This window comes from Bacteroidia bacterium (assembly GCA_033391075.1).
In the GTDB taxonomy this organism is placed as follows: domain Bacteria; phylum Bacteroidota; class Bacteroidia; order J057; family J057; genus JAWPMV01.
The window spans coordinates 7588230-7605126 of the sequence record JAWPMV010000001.1 but is presented as its reverse complement, the minus strand read 5'-3'; the positions used below and the strand labels follow the sequence as shown (position 1 = coordinate 7605126).

The window sequence follows — 16897 nt, the reverse complement described above, 5'->3', positions numbered from 1 at the left end:
TCATATGAACCCTTCCCTTCAAAAAGAATTCCATTCCTTCGAGCAAAAGAAAGTAGAACTCCTCAGAAAACTGGATAGTTATTCAAATCCGACCTTATCCCAAAGACCGGATGAAAGCACCTGGTGTGTTTTGCAGGTACTGGATCATTTGGAGAAAATCGAGTTGGCTACGATCAATTATCTCGAGAAAAAATTAAGTCATAATGCTCCTTTAAAAAAAAGTGGATTCATGACTTCGTTTAAATCTTTCGCTCTGCACAATGCTCTCCGCATTCCCTTTGCAAAATACCGGGCACCCAAGCGCCTGATGGGAGGAGATGAGCCTCGAAATTATGAGGAAATAAAGGAAAGTTGGACGGCTACTCGTCAAAAGCTAGAGGAGATTCTTGAGCCCATGAGCGAAGAACTCATTCATGCCGAATTTTTCAACAATCCCAATGTCGGCCGGATCAAGATTATTCAGCAAATGAGTTTTTTGAATCTTCATTTCGATCGACACCGTAAACAGGTAGATAAGATTATCTCTCAAGTTGATACCTAGTCATGCTTTCACACTACACCGTCAAAAGCCTCTTTCTCCTTTCGATTTGTATCCTGTTTATTTCTTGTGAGGGGACGAAAGAAGAAAGCAAGCGCCCACTCCCCGATTTTCAAGTTCTTAAGCCCTTCGTCCTTCAGCAAGAAGGGCCTGAAATTCATCAATACTGGGAGTTTTCAGATGAAGCAGGACTTTGGGAAACGGATTTTCAAATTCCGGAGGCCATACAGATCTTTCGTGATTCTTTATTAGGAGCTATCGGTCCGGATAGCCTGGAATTTATGTTGAAGCGGGAGCGCAGTGTCACAGCAAAGAGTGATCTCCCCCTCGATAGCCTGGACAATTGGCAGATCGTCCATCAGGGATATGCGGGAAGGATACGCGACATCAATTATCTGGAAGCCCAGATTCTCAATTATCAAATCAGTCGTTTTCCTCTCCTCAGTCATCCGACAGAGTTTCATGGATTTATCCTGAATAATGAAGAGGCTGATTTGATTCGGGTGTATATCTCAGCCAGTGATGCTCCCTTTCCTCCCAAGCCCTATGCAGTAACGGATCAGGTAGATAGTCTCACACAAAAAGATTGGGAGCTCATTTATCACCTACACAATCACTACAGAGAACCCGAAGAAAATTACCTGGGAGCCATGGGTCCCAGTATGGCTGATGCCCATTATTTCAAAAACCTGCATAAACGCGTAGGCCTGGGACATGCCCTGGTTACCAATGGATATACGACCTGTGTGATCAAAGCAGAAGAATTGCCGACCTTTAACTCTCATTGATAGGATTATGATACGCTACCTACTACTTACCGCTTTATTCTTTGGAGCCAGCTTTCATATGCTCCACGCCCAGCAAGATTTTCAAAGTCTTCACAAAGTTTGGATCAAGGACTTTAATGATGGTAAATATTCTCAGCAGTTTTGGGAGAAAGCCAGCCTTTTTCTGGAAGGCAAAGTATTTCAGGGGAAAGATGAGTCCTATGGCAAACTCTTGATATATCGCTCTCAAATCAAAAATATCCAGTCTTATGAGCAGCTCGCTCTCATTCCTCATCGGCAAAACAACTATTTCGAAATGGGGATTTACAAAAGCCAAAATGGGAAATATGCATCCATTGTGGGCTGGAAGAGGATCAGTGGTAAATGGTTGAGAGAGATTCAGATCCTTTACCAGCTTGAAACAGACTCAGAGACTCCCTTAACAGAAATGATAAATAGCTATGCGGAAGCCTGGATGAAATATTCCAATGCGCACGATCATGCCCAGCTGATAGAAGTAGTATACAGTCCCGAGGCAGTTTATGTAAATGGCGGCAGAGTGGATGTCGGAAGAAAAGAGATCATTGATCGATATGCCTATATGTCCAATCCTAATTGGGAAATCCAACTCATTCCCGTCAAGCAATTGAAAGTACAGGACGATATTCTCTTTGAAATTGGCAGGTACGAAAGTACGGGCACGGGCCATTATGTGATCGTTTGGGAAAAGCAAGAGTCCGGTCAATGGCAAGCCTGTCTGGATTTCAATTTCTAGTTCTATGCTCTACATGGTTCATGACAAAAAAGAGCTCCTTCCTTTTCTGTCCCAAAATCCTGAATTATACATTTATCTCTACGGCGACCTGGACGATTTCTTCTGGCCCAAGACCATTTGGTATGCCTTAAAGTCCAAGGATAAAATAGAGGCACTTGCCCTCCTTTATGTAGGCATGAAAACGCCTACCCTCCTGCTCTTTCATGAGGGAGATCCTGCAATGGCTTTGACTTTACTCGAGGAAATACAATCATTCTTACCCAATAGTTTCTACAGCCATCTTAGTGAATCTATCCAGCCTTTCTTCGAGAAGGATTTTAGCATACATCATCCTGCCTTACATACAAAGATGGCCTTAGCCAAAAAAGTGGGGCCAATTGATGATGAAAATATTCGCTTTTTGTCAGAGGAAAATCTTCCCTCCATCTACTCCCTTTACCAAGCATCCTATCCCGGCAATTGGTTTGATCCCCGTATGCTGGAAACTGGAAAATACCTGGGCTATTGGCAAGAGGGAAAGCTTACAGGAATCGCAGGTATCCATGTCTACTCCGCAGAATATCAGGCAGCTGCTTTAGGCAATATCACCACGCATCCCGATCACAGAGGCAAGGGGATTGCTGGAAAGTTGACTCAGCAACTTTGCTATGAATTGCAAAAGACTGTCCGTTATATCGGTCTCAATGTTAAAGCGGATAATGGAGCTGCGATCAAGGTTTATGAGCGTATTGGTTTTGAGAAAATTGGCTTTTATGTGGAGAGTTTAATGGAGAGGAAAGGATAGTGTTGTGGTGTTTTAGTGTTGTAGTTTTCTTCTATTTCTTATTTCTCCATTCCTTGTTCCTTGTTCTGACTTTTTTTGATTGTTCTTCCATCTTTTTTAGAAAAAGATGGAGTCAAAAATCGCAGCGCCAAGAACCAGCCACACTCTCCGCCCCATTTCCCGATTGGCGCTGCCGAGCCATCGCGCCTGGGGGAGAGGTGTTTGGGTATTTGCGTATTAGAGTGGTGTTTGGACTCTACTTCTCATTTCTCCATTCCTTGTTCCTTGTTCCTTGTTCCTTGTTCCTTGTTCCTTGTTCCTTGTTCTGACTTTTTTTGATCGTTCTTCCATCTTTTTTAGAAAAAGATGGAGTCAAAAATCGCAGCGCCAAGAACCAGCCGCACTCGCCGCCCCATTTCCCCATTGGCGCTGCCGAGCCATCGCGCTTGGGTAGTGGGTGGGAAAGATTCAGATTTATAATCAACTTTAACACGTCAACACTTCCCCTGGCGCGACGGGGCCCCGCTGCTGCATCGGGTGCGGGGGCTGGACTGTGTGGCTGGTTTGCAGCAGCTTGATTTTTGCTTCTTTTCATCTAAGGAAAAGAAGAAGAAACCACTTTCATCTCAGAAAAAAGAAAGATTACATCCCTCCTATTAACTGCGGAAAAACCTTCGCAACTTTCCCCAAAACATACTTCCCATAAGTGCCTTCAAATTCATGTACACTGGCACCATCCCAACGCTCCGATTTATCATCAACCTTTTGCTCAACATGTGCCAGATCAATCGGCTTAACTTCTGCATGGAAATTAGGATCGAAAAAGAAGGGATAGGAATAGCGACTTTTTCCACTGCGGTTGAGCACGCGATGCGGAGTCGAACGATAGTATCCTCCTGTCATGCGATCCAGCATATCGCCGATGTTGCAAATGAACGATCCTTCGATATAGGGAGCCTCGATCCATTGATTTTGAGTTTTTACCTGTAGTCCTCCTACCCTATCCTGCTTGAGAATCGTGAGTACTCCATAATCTGTATGCTCGCCTACCCCCCAAAGTTCTTCTTCCAGGCTTTTGGGAGTAGAAGCCGGATAGTGGAAAATTCTGAATAGGGTCAGGGGATCATAGGTAAAATGTCTTTCGAAATAACTCTCCTCCAGACCCAAACTCAGGGAAAGCCCTTCCATGAGTCGATGGCCTAATTGCTTCACGGCATCCATATATTCCAGCACAACTTCTTTCAGTTCGGGGATTGCTGCGGGAAATAGATTTCTTCCATGCATAGGGAGACCTGCTTTCACCCGAGTGTCCTCCTCCCCCAGTTCTGAGCCAAAATACAGGCCTTCTTTCATATCTGGCTTACCAGAAGTCAATTCATCTCCAACTGGAAAAAAGCCCCGCCAGGCTCTCCCTCCCAATTCCATCCTGATCTTCATCTTCTCCTCATGGGACAGGGCAAAAAATTGGGCACTCAAAACTTCTATCCTTTCCTGTAGCGATTCTAAAATTCCATGTCCCACCACATAGAAAAATCCAAATTTCCGGCAGGCAGTAGAAAGTTCCTGAGCAACAAGCTTTTTATCCCCTCCTTTTTCAAGCAAAGGAGAAACATCTATCAGAGGTACACGAAGAGATTCCGACATAAGCAATCATTTACCTAAAAATACAGCCTCCTTTTCTTTCTCCCAATTCCAACTTTCCCTCAGTTCCCTACCTCTTTCTGCATACACCTATATTATAAGGCATGAACTCCCTACTTCAGACTTTCACCCTGGCTTTCGTCCTGGTCTTGCTACTACCCTCCTGCGTAGACAAACATTTACAAGAGAGTCCTTATGATTCTCATCCGGAAAAAGTTGGGAGTCGCTATTATAGCTGGACCGATTGGAATCGTGCAGATGAGATTTATGAAGCAGGAGCATACAGAGAAGTGCTGGTGCAATTGTGGTACCCGACACATGACAAGCTGACAAAAGAATTTAAGGAAGCTCCCTATATGCCTTTTTTGGAAGAGGCAAAACCTCATTTAACTTCCTGGTCTGAAGAAGATTTTCAATTGGTGAATGAAATAAAAACAAAAGGACTGCTGGGCGCTCCCATCTTAAAAGCAGAGAAAAAATATCCCCTGATCCTTTTTGCTCCTGCACTAGGAGCTCATAGTAGCTATTATACCACTTATGCGGAGAGATTTGCACAAGAGGGCTATATCGTTATGGGGGTAAATGTTAAATACGAGAGTGAGTATGTACTCGGAGAGAACAAAAAAGTAAGCGTAAGCAATCTTCAGTTTCACGATAGCCTGAAGACCTTAAAAATCCCGGAAGAAATCACGGCAGAAGGATACCGGGAGGCAAAGGCTGACAGGCTAAGATTTGTTTCACAGGATCTGATTTTTGCCCTCAATCAATTAGCCAAAGAAGAAGAGCTGGAAGCTATCATCGACTTTGACAATATTGGCGTTATGGGACATTCTATTGGAGGATTTGCGGCTGTCTATGCTGCGAGGGCAGACCAACGCATAAAAGCCTGCATCAATCTGGACGGAACTCCTCCGCCCGAGTCTTTGGAAGAAGGTATGGAGCAGCCTTTACTTTTTGTAGAAGATCTGACGGACTATAAAAATCATGCTGGCTATAAAATTCTATTTGACAGAAGAGAAGGTCTGTGCAAAAAGGTCAAATCCGAAGCCTATCGGGTGTTAATCGGAAACACCAATCACAGTGGGTTTTATAGCAGTAATATTCGCTTTGCAGATAATGAGGAAGAAAAGAAAATAGCTTCACGGCCGATAGAAATCACTTATACTTATAGTGCTAAATTCTTTGACAAATTTCTGAAAGGAAAGAAAGAGACAATAGAAGCTATGAGTTCTGATAGCCTGGAAGTCTTTGTATTTGAATAAGAAAGCTCCTAGATTGATTTGGCCTAAATCAATCATCTTATGTTGACTCATCTACTTCGCTGCTTCTTATTCATTGCTATTTTAGGAATAAATACTGCTTCCAATTTTCGGCCTCAACTTGAAAAACCAAATATCCTTTGGATTACCAGCGAGGATATGAATGCCTTTATCGGAGCTTATGGTGATGCGCTCGCCCACACTCCCAATCTCGACAAGCTGGCCAGTGCAGGAGTAAAGTATACCCATGCCTTTGCAACTGCTCCTGTCTGCTCTCCTTCCAGATCCTGCTTGATTACCGGTGTTTATGCCACCAGCCTGGGCACTCAGCACCTACGATCCGTAATCGAAATTCCCAAAAAGATTCGCCCCTTTCCTAAATATCTGCAACAAGCTGGATACTATTGTAGCAATAGAGGTAAGATGGACTACAATTTTGTTGACAGAGATATCTGGGATGACGAAAGCCCCAAAGCCCACTGGAGAAATCGTCCCGAAGGCAAGCCCTTTTTCTCTGTTTTCAATATTATGACTACCCATCAATCTCAGATATTCGGGACTGACGAAGCCTTCCACAAACGCTACGGCTCTAAATTGACAAATGCGGAGAAACAGGATCCGGATAAGATGAATATCCCACCCTACCATTTCGATAGCCCTACAGTCAGGAAGCTTTGGGCCCGATACTATGAATGTGTTGCTTTGATGGATCGGGAAGTAGGCAGAATTCTCGCGGAACTCGAAGCAGATGGTTTAGCAGAAAATACCCTTGTTTTTTACTATAGTGATCATGGTACAGGCATGCCTCGTTCCAAGCGAGCTTTATACGATTCCGGTTTGCGGGTTCCCTTGATAATACGAGCCCCTAAAAAATGGCAAAAAGAATTGGGTCTCGTAGCTGGAAGTAGCAATTCTGAATTGGTAAATTTCGCAGACTTTGCGCCCACAGTCCTTCATTTAGCGGGCATAGACATTCCAGACTATATGGAAGGAATTCCCTTTCTCGGAAAAGAGAAAAAGACCCAGGAATATGCCTTTGGTCATGCTGATCGGGTTGACGAAGCCTATGAAATTGCCCGAACCGTAAGAGGAAAAAAGTATCGATATATCCGAAATTATCTTCCTCATCTTCCTTTAATCCAGGACAACTTTTATACCGATCAGTCAGAGATCATGAAAGAGTTGAGAAGAATTAAAGCAGAGGGAAAATTCACTCCTGCCCAGCAGAGTATGTGGCTATCCAGAAGAAAAGCGGAAGAACTTTATGATACAGAAAATGATCCCTATGAAACCAACAATCTCGCAGGAAATCCCGCGTATATCGACATCTTAACAAGCATGCGGAAAGCGCAAGAGGATTGGTCTATGAGAACTTTTGACTCGGGCCTAATCCCGGAGGCCTATATGCACCAATTGGCCAGGGAAAAAGGAGAAAGTATTTATGAAGTCTTAAAAAATGAGCAGGAATATCCCCTGGCAGATATCCTGCATTTGAGCCAGGTTCAAATCCCGGGAAAATGGAATGAAAAAGCCTTGCAAAAACATGCAAGAGACCCAAATCCGGTGCTCAGGTATTGGGCCGCTTTCAACTACCAAATGCACGAATGGAAGGAAGAAGATAGTAAAAGGGCTTTAATCCATCTTTTATCCGATGAAATCGAAGTGGTAAGAATGACAGCCGCCCAAAGTCTTTGTGCAAAAGGAATATGCAAAGAGGCTATGCCGGTTCTTCTAAAGGGCTTTGCTTCCGAAAATGAACAAGTCCGACTCCTGGCTGCCCGCATGATCGAAGAATTGAGCAAAAACTGGGAGGAATTGCCTAAGGAAGTATTGAGCTATATAGATAAAAATTGTCCCCAAAAAGACTGGTCAAAATACTACCCTTTATATACCTGCTGGTCTTTAGATGCTGCAAAAACAAAACTGGAGAATTAGGGCATGGGAATAAGAAATATGACAATTTTAAGGAATAAATAATACAAAAGACGTATATTAAGTGCTGATACAGCAATAAACTGTTATTAATGCAGTTTAGATTAGGACTGTAAGTAATGAAGAAATGCTTTGCCCTCTAGCTATATGCTAATCAGGGCTGATTAAAAAACCTGCATGGCGTCCGAGAACTCCAGGTCAAGAAACACTCGGGTTGCTAAATTACAACTCAATATTTCGATCTAATTTCCATTACCGCCATAATGGGGGGAATGAAACATTGATTTATTTTAGCTATGCGGCCACTAGTATGCTCACTACTTTTTCTTGCTCTTTCTCTAAATCTTTCCCACGCTAAAAAATACGATCTCGACAGCCTCAAGCTAGTTTTTCGGACTCAGCATGATATTCCGGAGAAACTGAAGGCAACTTTTCGCATTTGTAGTTACTACAATCGCGCAAAGACCAATAATGATGATTCCCTTCGTATTTATGCCAATGAAGGAATAAGGCTCTCTGCCAGTGTTGACTCATTGGGGATGCAAGCCTATTTCACCACCTATTTTGGAGCCACTTATTTTTATGAGGACACCAGCATTTATTTTTCTAAAATGCGGGAGGCAGAAGACCTCAACCTCCGCTCAAGGAGTAAGGTAAGGTACCTCAAGGCTGCCATGACGACCTATAATGCTGCTATGCAGTACAATGAGTACAACCAAAATGAACTCGCGATTGCCTGTTCGAAGCGAGGGATATCTTACATTGATCAATTCAATCCAAAAGACAATGATCTTTGGATAAATAATAGAACTCGAATTAAAGATCGGCTGTACGTTGAACTAATTGAAGCCTATCGAGAAATGTCGGAATACGAAAAGAGTATAAAAACCCTTTTCGAACAGGAAAAATTTCTAAGAGAAAATGATAGCTATAGCGGCTTACTGGAAGTTTATCTTCAATACTATGATGTATATGCAGATATCATCAATCAGAAAAAAATGTTGTTGAGTCCTGAGGAATTAAGGCCTTACAAAGATCTACTTCTGGAAAATCTTCAGAAAGCCTCTCATCTTTCCGACAGTTTACCCAGCAGCTTTGGCCGAAAGGGGATTCCATCCTTATACTTTGGGTATTATTATGAGGAGGAGAAAGATTTGGAGATGGCCAAAAGATGCTTTGAAGAATCCATTGAAATAACGAAAGTTGAGAAGAGGCATGAAATCCGCCTTATGGGATATCTTTCCCTCGCAGGTATCTACCTCGAAGAAAACCAGGCTGACGTCTCCTTTCAATACATTCAGCAGGCAGATTCCATTGCTCAATACGTAAAAAGTCCAGTTAAAAACCTACAGCTTTATGAAGCTTTCGCTGAATATTATTTAGCAAAACGTCAGCCCAAAAAAGCACTCAAATACATGGATATGGGATCTGAGATCATGCTTGAGAATTCAAGTATGGAGGTCAAAGCTGAGCATTTTGAATTGAAACACAAGGTAGCTCTGGCAAATAATCAGCCGGACAAAGCACTTCAGTATTATAAAAAACAGATAGCTTTAAAAGATAGCCTGGCGGGCCAGCAATTAGCGGAAACCCTGGAGGATTTGAGGGGGAAATATGAGACTTCCCAAAAAGATGTCGAAATCGCAAAACTGAATGAGGAAAAAGTAAGCCAGCAATTGGTCTTTCAGCGGATTCTGGGCTTTGCCGTTCTGGTAATCATGATCATTCTCTTTATTTCTGTTGCCATCTTCCAGAGAAACCGAAACAAAATCCTCGAGGCCAAGCAGAAATCGAGCGAACTCAAACATAGGCTCTTACGTTCCCAAATGAATCCGCATTTTACCTTCAATGCCCTGGGAGCTATTCAAAATTATCTTCTGGTCAGCGACCAACCCAATAAAGCGGCTTACTTTCTCGCGAAATTTGCCAAACTGATGCGGCAGATTTTGGATCAGAGTATTGCCCCGCTTATTTCTGTAGAAGAAGAACTCGATACGCTGGAAAACTACCTGACCATTCAGAAGCTGCGTTATGATAGCAAATTTGAGTTCCAGATTGAGGTAGCGGATGAAATCTGTAAAGAAAAAACCAAGATTCCGCCCGTTTTGATCCAACCTCTACTTGAAAATTCAATCGAACATGGCAAGATCCACAGAAAGGACGATGGTATCGTGAGGGTGGAAATGGAAGAGGTTGAAGAAGGATTTATCAATGTAAAGGTCCTCGACAATGGAATAGGTCTGAGCAAAAGCAAAAAGAGTGAGATAAAAAGAGAACATCATTCTGTCTCGACTACTATTATCGAAGAAAGGATCAATATGCTTCGAGCCAAATACGGCGGAAACATTCGTTATCAAGCCAGAGAATTAGCACATGGCGGAACAGAAACTTTATTAGTTTTACCTAAAATCATCCAGTAGTCATGAAAGCATTCCTCGTCGAAAATGAAAAGAACCTTCGGGAAGTTCTGAAGAAACTCTTGCAGATTCATTGCCCGGAAGTAGAAGTAGTAGGAGAAGCAGATAGTGTAACATCAGCACTGGAAGCCATCCCACAACATGAATTTGACCTCCTGTTTCTGGATATCGAAATGGATGATGGAACCGGATTGGACCTCCTTTCCCAACTAAAAAAAAGGTCCTTCCACGTAATTTTTGTTACAGCCTATGATAAATATGCGATCCATGCCTTCAGGTTTAGCGCTATTGATTACCTGCTCAAACCTGTTGATCCGGATGCACTCGAAAGTGCGATCGCCAAAGTAAAAGAGCTGCAGCAAAAAGAAATGGAAACCCAGCAACTCAATGCTTTAATCCAAAACCTCAATCCTCCTAATGGCCGCAGGAAGAAGATCGTGGTCAATGATAAAAGTAATCTCTTCTTTATAGATCTGGAAGATGTTTATTACCTACAGGCCAGAGGTGCTTATACCGAAATTTGCCTCAAGGATAAAGTCATCTTTACCTCTAAAAATCTAAAGAACTATGAAGAAATTTTGCTGGATGCCGGTTTCGTAAGAACCCACAATTCCTATATAGTCAATCTGTCTCATGTCGTAAAGCTCAATAAATCAGATAATTTGCTGGAACTGAAAAACAATAAATCTGTTTCTGTTTCAGCTCGAAAGAAAGATGTACTGATCAGTGAGATGAAACGCTACACCATGTTTTAAGAAGTTTCCCTTATGTCAGACAAGAAATCTGGCATAAGGGAAATAAAAAAACCTGCCAGAAATTACTCTCCGACAGGTAACCTGCATTACAACTTTTTTTGGTTTAGGGAACCGTAATAGATTACGGGTAATGCACTGTAATCAATTCCTTCCGAAAATGGGTCCCTATTACCAGGCTACATAGCTTTATACCCTATCTTAATTGATTATTTAATCTCAAATGCTAGACCAATATTAGGTCATATTCTGCTACTGTGCGGGCATATTTGATAGATGGAAATGTGGGGAAAGTAAGTGTAGGAGTATTCTTTATAAGTGTTTCCAGGATTAACAAATCTGCAATTCAGCTTTATATAGGAAATACACTTCCCTCTAAATAGGCTCATCCAGCCTTTTTTATTCGACGAATCGTAAAATCTGGGTTTTTTAATTGAATGCTGCTGCTTAGCTTAGATTCCTTAAATGCCCAAAGAACTACTATGAAAGATAAAGTCGTTTTCATCACAGGTGCCACAGCTGGCATAGGAAAAGAAACTGCAAGAGCCCTGGCAAAAGAAGGAGCTCAGCTAATCATCAGCGGACGTAATCCCCAAAAAGGTGCTCAGGTGCTGGAAGAACTCAAAAGTTCGACTGGCAATGATCGAATCGAATTGATGATCAGTGATCTGGAAGATCTTTCCTCCGTCAGGAAAATGGCCGCTGATTTTAAAGCCAAGCATGACAAACTGGATATCCTGATCAATAATGCCGGATACCTGGCTTCCGAAAGAACACTCACCAAAGATGGCCATGAAAAAATGTTTGGCATCAACTACCTCGCCCCATTTCTTCTGACCCATGAACTGCTGGACCTTTTAAAGAAATCTGATCAGGGACGCATCGTCAATGTTTCCTCCAATGCCATGCTCAACACAATCGACCTCAACAACCTGAATTCTGAAAATAAATTCAGCCAGATGGGGAGTTATGGGCATTCCAAAAGTATGCTCACTTCTCACACCAATGAATTGGCACGTAGGCTCGAAGGAAGCAAGGTAACGGCCAATAGCCTGCATCCGGGAGTAGTATACACCAATATGATCAAAAGCTTTACCGGACCTGCCTTCATGCGTTTTCTCATCAAAATGATAGGCCCTTTGTTTTTCCTTAGCCCTGAGCAAGGAGCCGCTACGACTATCTATGCTGCAAGTTCTCCGGACTTAGCAGAAAGTAGTGGAAAGTATTTGGTGAAAAAGAAGATCACTTCTCCCAAACCCATAACAGAAAATGAAGAAGTGGCGAAAAAACTTTGGGATGCTACGGAAAAGATTCTGAATATCAGCTAAAGCTTTTTCTCCTTAAACCTTGGGTAAAATTCTGCATCTTTATGCTGAATTATCAGTATTTCTATGAATAAGTTTTTCCTCATCTTCCTGCTATTTTGTTCCTATTCCTGTATCAACATCAACAATTTTGACAGAGGTTTTCTGGAGAATCGCATTCAGGATACAGTAGAAATTCCTTTTGAAACCTATCGGGGCCTGGTTTTAGTAAAAGCAAACTTCAACGGCGTCGAAGGAAATTTTCTCTTTGATAATGGAGCCAGTTACAGTTGTATAAACCAGGACTTTGCGGATAAGGCTGGGATCAAATTTCGCCAGGGCTCTAATATCAGTGATGGGAACAATCGAAAAACGGTCGTAAAAGAATCTACCGCCAAAGACATTTCTATAGATAAGATTCATTTTAAGAATACAGGGGTTTACCTGATTGACACAAAAAACTTCTTTCCCTGTAAAGAAGATGTTGATGGGATTCTAGGCGCTTCGGTGATCAATAAGATCAATTGGCTGATTGACTTCAAAGGAGAAAAAATTCAGATCTCCAGTTCTGCCTTTGATAATGGCGGAATCTCTTTCCCTATTACTTTCAGCTCAAATAACAGCAGCTTCATGACTTTTGAGCTCAATGAATTTCCGGTACGTGCGAAGATCGACTTTGGCTATCAGGGAGAACTGAAACTGAGAGAAAGAGAGTACAGACATAAGTTTAGCGGCATGAAAGCTGATAAGAGTGTGGGCATCTCTTCTTTATCCATTAGCGGTTTGGGGAAAAATGATACGACTTATGATCTCTATGAAGGGATTGACATGCAGATTGATAACATTCGCCTGCCCTACCCTCCTGAAATCAACCTTACCAGAAACCTTAAATATAAAGCTCGTATCGGAAGCAGTTTTTTCAGAAATTATGAATTGGTAGTTAATTCTTCAGAAAAAGAATACCTGCTGAAAGCTTATGAAGAGGAATTTGATAAGGAAGATTATCGCGCCTATGGAGTTGCCATCTATGAAGTCGAGGATAGCTACCGCATCATTCAACTCAAACCGGGTCAGATTGGGGAGCAGAATATAGAGATCATGGACGAAATCCTGTCTATCAATGAGCAATCCGTCGACTCTTTCTCAGATTTTTGTGCCCTGAGGGAATTTTTAGCAAAAAGTCGCGAAAAGGCGGAAACTTTGTACCTTAGGATTAAAGGAAAAGAGGAAAGCTTTGTTTTCCCATATCAGAAAGCGGACTTGATCTCTTTACCCTAAATCATATAAGAATCTTTATGCAAAAACTACTAACGATCCTAATTCTGGCGACTTCACTTTTCGCCTGCACTTCCCCAAAATCTACAGAAAATAAAGAAATGGCATCTACCCCTGAGCTAGCTCCTCAAACAGAAGAAACCAAGAGCAAGCAGCTTCGACATGTAGTGCTATTCAAATTTAAAGAGAGCAGTACGGAAGCCGATATTGCCAAAGTCGAAGAAGCCTTTTCAGCTCTTCCTTCCAAAATCCCTCAGATCAAAGGATATGAGTGGGGGACCAACAACAGCCCGGAAGGACTGGACAAAGGATTCACTCATTGTTTCTTCCTGAGTTTTGATAGCGAAGAAGACCGGGCCATCTACCTCCCGCATCCCGATCACAAAGCTTTTGGAGATGTACTGGGACCACACCTGGATGATGTGTTAGTTGTCGATTACTGGACAGACTAATAATAGCGCAGGACTAGCTTAACGAAAATATCTGCTGGATATATTCGCATAAAAGTTCAAGCTCAAGTATCAAGTACAAGTTCAATCAATTATAATCCTCACACATTGGACTTGAGTTTGACACTTGAACTTGAACTTCATTTTTTATACCCCAAATTCAATCACTCAACACATGAAAATAGCCTTTATCATATTTGATGGAATCACCTGGCTGGATCTGATCGGCATATACGACCCTGTAACACGCCTGAAGGCCTATGATTACATCCCTGATCTCGAATGGGATCTTTGCGCTTACAATCCTACAGCCAAAGACAGTTTTGGGACAGAGATGCAGGCTACGAAAGTAAGGCCCGATCTTTCCGACTATGATATGATCATTGTACCCGGAGGTTTCGGTACACGAAAACTCCAAGATGACAGTGATTTTATGAATTGGATCAAATCTGCAACTAAGGTTCCCTACAAGTCGTCTATATGTACAGGCAGTCTGCTTTTGGGAGCTGCGGGCTTTCTCAAAGAGAAACATGCCACTACCCATTTCAACGAATACGAAAGTCTGAAACCCTATGTGGGGGAAGTGCATAAAAATCGGATCGTGCGAGATGGATACACCCTAACAGCAGGAGCAGTAGCTTCTTCTCTGGATCTGGGACTGTATATCTGTGAAATGTTGGTAGATCATGAGGCGAAAGAGCGAATCAGAAAAAGCATGGACTACCCCCATCAGAAAACAGACTGCATCACTTTTAATATCTAATTCCTTTATGGAAAAACTGCTGCTAACGATCCTTATTCTTTTCCCCATTTTGAGTTTAGCCCAAAATCAGGAGTTGATCCGACTTTCAGATGATTTGGAAATTCAGCAGCTCACCGACAAGGTCTATGTTCATCGCTCCTACGCAACCGTCGAGCCCTATGGCCGATTTTATTCCAATGGGATGGTCTATGTATCGGAAGGCAAAGCGATGATCTTTGATACGCCAATGGAGTCTGAAATGACGGAGGAATTATTGGATTGGCTAAAGGCAGAATTGAAGGTAGAGATCGTCGGGATAGTTGTGAACCATCACCATGATGATTGCTTGGGAGGACTCAATCATTTTCATGATATGGGAGTTCCATCCTGGTCAACGAGCCTTACCCGCGAATTGGCGATAGAGGAAAAGCTGGAAGCCCCGCAAAACACGTTTAAGAAGAAAAAAAATCTAAGTGTCGGGAATAGTAAGGTAAAACTCTTCTTTCCCGGAGAGGCACATACGATCGATAATATGGTTGCCTGGTTGCCGGAGGAAAAAGTATTGTTTGGAGGCTGTATGGTAAAGTCCCTGAAATCAGGAAAAGGAAATCTGGATGATGCCAATGTGGAAGCCTGGCCTCTTACAATAGGGAAAGTAAAGAAAAAGTTTGGCGATGCAGTATGGGTGATTCCGGGTCATGGAAAATCAGGTGGGATTGATTTGCTGGATTACACCATCGACATGTTTAGCAAAAAGTAATTTATAAGCATGCAAACTTCAATTAAGTCGCTTCTCCTTCTGGGTATACTGGCGCTATGCTTTGCTTGCGAAGAAAGCACAACAGAGCCCCCAAGTCCACCTGAGCCTCTTGTACTGGAAGCTTACTACGTCGGTAAAACGGAACGAACGGAAAAGAGCTATGTGACTTCTTATTTCGATTTTGATAGAATGGAAACGGTAGACACCTTCTACATAACAGTGGATACTACTTTCATCAAAGATCCGGATACGATTGCTGTTCGTAAACTTTTGGTAGATACCCTTTACAGCATTGACTGGAGATTGGGACAGGATTTAGCGAGATTTTCCTTTGAGCCTACTTCCGTCTATACAGAATCTTTTCTCATAAGGGGTTGGGGAGAAAGCTTTGAATACGATGAAAAATACGATTACAGCATCTACGGCTTTGGCACGGATAGCCTGACATTTGACTTCTACTTCAAAAACATCTTTACCGTAGAAACCATGCGGGAAATAGAACAGAGCTTCGAAACCATAAGAAAAGAACCCATAGATTAAGATTTCACATGAAAACACTGAGAATTGCCACAGCCCAGTTTGAGCCCAAAGATGGAGACAAAGCCTATAATTTATCTGTAATGGATAAGCTCTGCGCAGAAGCGAAGCAAAAAGGCGCGGAGGTGCTAAGCTTCCATGAAATGTGTATCACGGCTTATACCTTTACCAAAGAGCTCTCAGAAGCCGAAATGCTGGAGTTGGCAGAGGAAGTTCCTAATGGTCCCAGTACGCTCGCGCTCATAGAGATGTCAAGAAAGTACCAGATGCCTATGCTTGCAGGTCTGGTGGAAAAAGAAGATGGCAATCTTTACAATACCTATATCTGTGTGGACGAAAGTGGCCTTAAGGCAAAATTTCGTAAGCTCCATCCCTTCATCAATCCATATCTCAAGCCCGGAAACGAGTATGTAGTTTTTGATCTATTGGGCTGGACATGTGGCATCCTCATTTGCTATGATAATAATATCATTGAAAATGTACGGGCTAGCGCACTCCTTGGCGCTGATATCATTTTTGCGCCTCATGTGACTGGATGTACTCCTTCTGCTATGCCGGGCCGCGGCTATGTAGAAGATAAATTCTGGCAAAACCGCCATATTGATCCGGTTTCTCTCCGACAGGAATTCAGAGGTCCTAAAGGAAGGGGCTGGCTGCTGCGATGGTTACCGGCTCGAGCCTATGACAATGGCGTATACTATGTCTTTAGTAATCCGATCGGTTACGATGGAGAACATTTAAAGAATGGGAATGCTATGATCCTGGATCCTTATGGTGAGATCCTTGCGGAGACGCATAGTTTTGAGGATGAAATTTGTATAGCGGAAATTGATCCTTCGAAACTCCAGCTAGCAGGAGGACATCGCTACCGAAAAGCAAGAAGGCCCGAACTATATCGGGATATAATTGGCCAGGATCATCAATCGAATACGCATCCGGTTTGGATGAAGAAGAAAGGATAGGAAACACTAAGGGTGTCATCATTG

The 16897-nt window shown here is 42.5% G+C and carries 17 protein-coding genes; 15 read left to right on the top strand and 2 right to left on the bottom strand.

The window, feature by feature from the left end:
* Window positions 1-4: 4 nt before the first annotated feature.
* The 4 genes from R8P61_30200 to R8P61_30185 are packed head-to-tail and all read left to right on the top strand — an operon-like array spanning window position 5 to window position 2864.
* The gene (locus R8P61_30200; protein ID MDW3651389.1) at window positions 5-541 is read left to right on the top strand and encodes a DinB family protein; all 537 of its coding nucleotides are present in this window, start codon (window positions 5-7) and stop codon (window positions 539-541) included.
* A 2-nt stretch (window positions 542-543) separates the two neighbouring features.
* Window positions 544-1326, top strand: a complete 783-nt coding sequence (locus tag R8P61_30195; GenBank protein MDW3651388.1) for a hypothetical protein — start codon at window positions 544-546, stop codon at window positions 1324-1326.
* A 7-nt stretch (window positions 1327-1333) separates the two neighbouring features.
* Window positions 1334-2080, top strand: coding sequence for a nuclear transport factor 2 family protein (locus R8P61_30190; GenBank protein ID MDW3651387.1), 747 nt, complete (start codon window positions 1334-1336; stop codon window positions 2078-2080).
* 4 nt (window positions 2081-2084) lie between these two features.
* Window positions 2085-2864: a GNAT family N-acetyltransferase gene (locus tag R8P61_30185; protein MDW3651386.1), complete on the top strand. Its 780-nt coding sequence runs from the start codon at window positions 2085-2087 to the stop codon at window positions 2862-2864.
* A gap of 235 nt (window positions 2865-3099) precedes the next feature.
* Here the strand turns inward: R8P61_30185 and R8P61_30180 are convergent, their stop codons facing one another.
* Window positions 3100-3438 (bottom strand): hypothetical protein, encoded by a 339-nt coding sequence (locus tag R8P61_30180; GenBank protein ID MDW3651385.1) that lies wholly within the window; start codon window positions 3436-3438, stop codon window positions 3100-3102.
* A 47-nt stretch (window positions 3439-3485) separates the two neighbouring features.
* Window positions 3486-4487 (bottom strand): 2-oxoglutarate and iron-dependent oxygenase domain-containing protein, encoded by a 1002-nt coding sequence (locus R8P61_30175; GenBank protein MDW3651384.1) that lies wholly within the window; start codon window positions 4485-4487, stop codon window positions 3486-3488.
* A gap of 101 nt (window positions 4488-4588) precedes the next feature.
* On the opposite strand from R8P61_30175, the gene R8P61_30170 reads away from it, so the two are divergent.
* The 11 genes from R8P61_30170 (at window position 4589) to R8P61_30120 (ending at window position 16873) form a co-directional block, all read left to right on the top strand.
* Complete coding sequence (locus tag R8P61_30170) at window positions 4589-5746, top strand: dienelactone hydrolase family protein (GenBank protein MDW3651383.1); 1158 nt, start codon at window positions 4589-4591, stop codon at window positions 5744-5746.
* Window positions 5747-5785: 39 nt separating this feature from the next.
* Window positions 5786-7678 (top strand): sulfatase-like hydrolase/transferase, encoded by a 1893-nt coding sequence (locus R8P61_30165; protein MDW3651382.1) that lies wholly within the window; start codon window positions 5786-5788, stop codon window positions 7676-7678.
* Window positions 7679-7971: 293 nt separating this feature from the next.
* Entirely contained in the window at window positions 7972-10095 is a 2124-nt protein-coding gene (locus R8P61_30160; protein MDW3651381.1) for a histidine kinase, read from the top strand.
* Window positions 10096-10097: 2 nt separating this feature from the next.
* Entirely contained in the window at window positions 10098-10847 is a 750-nt protein-coding gene (locus R8P61_30155; GenBank protein ID MDW3651380.1) for a LytTR family DNA-binding domain-containing protein, read from the top strand.
* 479 nt (window positions 10848-11326) lie between these two features.
* Entirely contained in the window at window positions 11327-12172 is an 846-nt protein-coding gene (locus tag R8P61_30150; GenBank protein ID MDW3651379.1) for an SDR family oxidoreductase, read from the top strand.
* Between the two features lie 63 nt (window positions 12173-12235).
* Window positions 12236-13426, top strand: a complete 1191-nt coding sequence (locus R8P61_30145) for a retropepsin-like aspartic protease (GenBank protein MDW3651378.1) — start codon at window positions 12236-12238, stop codon at window positions 13424-13426.
* A gap of 98 nt (window positions 13427-13524) precedes the next feature.
* Window positions 13525-13875 carry a Dabb family protein gene (locus R8P61_30140; GenBank protein MDW3651377.1) on the top strand — a complete coding sequence of 117 codons (351 nt, stop codon included), beginning with the start codon at window positions 13525-13527 and terminating at the stop codon, window positions 13873-13875.
* Between the two features lie 172 nt (window positions 13876-14047).
* Window positions 14048-14635, top strand: a complete 588-nt coding sequence (locus tag R8P61_30135) for a DJ-1/PfpI family protein (GenBank protein ID MDW3651376.1) — start codon at window positions 14048-14050, stop codon at window positions 14633-14635.
* 7 nt (window positions 14636-14642) lie between these two features.
* Window positions 14643-15374 carry a subclass B1 metallo-beta-lactamase gene (gene bla, locus R8P61_30130; GenBank protein MDW3651375.1) on the top strand — a complete coding sequence of 244 codons (732 nt, stop codon included), beginning with the start codon at window positions 14643-14645 and terminating at the stop codon, window positions 15372-15374.
* 9 nt (window positions 15375-15383) lie between these two features.
* Window positions 15384-15914 (top strand): hypothetical protein, encoded by a 531-nt coding sequence (locus tag R8P61_30125; GenBank protein ID MDW3651374.1) that lies wholly within the window; start codon window positions 15384-15386, stop codon window positions 15912-15914.
* Window positions 15915-15922: 8 nt separating this feature from the next.
* Window positions 15923-16873, top strand: coding sequence for a nitrilase family protein (locus R8P61_30120; GenBank protein MDW3651373.1), 951 nt, complete (start codon window positions 15923-15925; stop codon window positions 16871-16873).
* Window positions 16874-16897 lie beyond the last annotated feature (24 nt).

Excerpts from the sequence above, each read along its gene's own strand:
- R8P61_30200 (MDW3651389.1), top strand. The coding sequence starts at position 5 with ATGAACCCTTCCCTTCAAAAAGAATTCCATTCCTTCGAGCAAAAGAAA.
- R8P61_30195 (MDW3651388.1), top strand. The coding sequence starts at position 544 with ATGCTTTCACACTACACCGTCAAAAGCCTCTTTCTCCTTTCGATTTGT.
- R8P61_30190 (MDW3651387.1), top strand. The coding sequence starts at position 1,334 with ATGATACGCTACCTACTACTTACCGCTTTATTCTTTGGAGCCAGCTTT.
- R8P61_30185 (MDW3651386.1), top strand. The coding sequence starts at position 2,085 with ATGCTCTACATGGTTCATGACAAAAAAGAGCTCCTTCCTTTTCTGTCC.
- R8P61_30180 (MDW3651385.1), bottom strand. The coding sequence starts at position 3,438 with ATGAAAAGAAGCAAAAATCAAGCTGCTGCAAACCAGCCACACAGTCCA.
- R8P61_30175 (MDW3651384.1), bottom strand. The coding sequence starts at position 4,487 with ATGTCGGAATCTCTTCGTGTACCTCTGATAGATGTTTCTCCTTTGCTT.
- R8P61_30170 (MDW3651383.1), top strand. The coding sequence starts at position 4,589 with ATGAACTCCCTACTTCAGACTTTCACCCTGGCTTTCGTCCTGGTCTTG.
- R8P61_30165 (MDW3651382.1), top strand. The coding sequence starts at position 5,786 with ATGTTGACTCATCTACTTCGCTGCTTCTTATTCATTGCTATTTTAGGA.
- R8P61_30160 (MDW3651381.1), top strand. The coding sequence starts at position 7,972 with ATGCGGCCACTAGTATGCTCACTACTTTTTCTTGCTCTTTCTCTAAAT.
- R8P61_30155 (MDW3651380.1), top strand. The coding sequence starts at position 10,098 with ATGAAAGCATTCCTCGTCGAAAATGAAAAGAACCTTCGGGAAGTTCTG.
- R8P61_30150 (MDW3651379.1), top strand. The coding sequence starts at position 11,327 with ATGAAAGATAAAGTCGTTTTCATCACAGGTGCCACAGCTGGCATAGGA.
- R8P61_30145 (MDW3651378.1), top strand. The coding sequence starts at position 12,236 with ATGAATAAGTTTTTCCTCATCTTCCTGCTATTTTGTTCCTATTCCTGT.
- R8P61_30140 (MDW3651377.1), top strand. The coding sequence starts at position 13,525 with ATGGCATCTACCCCTGAGCTAGCTCCTCAAACAGAAGAAACCAAGAGC.
- R8P61_30135 (MDW3651376.1), top strand. The coding sequence starts at position 14,048 with ATGAAAATAGCCTTTATCATATTTGATGGAATCACCTGGCTGGATCTG.
- bla (MDW3651375.1), top strand. The coding sequence starts at position 14,643 with ATGGAAAAACTGCTGCTAACGATCCTTATTCTTTTCCCCATTTTGAGT.
- R8P61_30125 (MDW3651374.1), top strand. The coding sequence starts at position 15,384 with ATGCAAACTTCAATTAAGTCGCTTCTCCTTCTGGGTATACTGGCGCTA.
- R8P61_30120 (MDW3651373.1), top strand. The coding sequence starts at position 15,923 with ATGAAAACACTGAGAATTGCCACAGCCCAGTTTGAGCCCAAAGATGGA.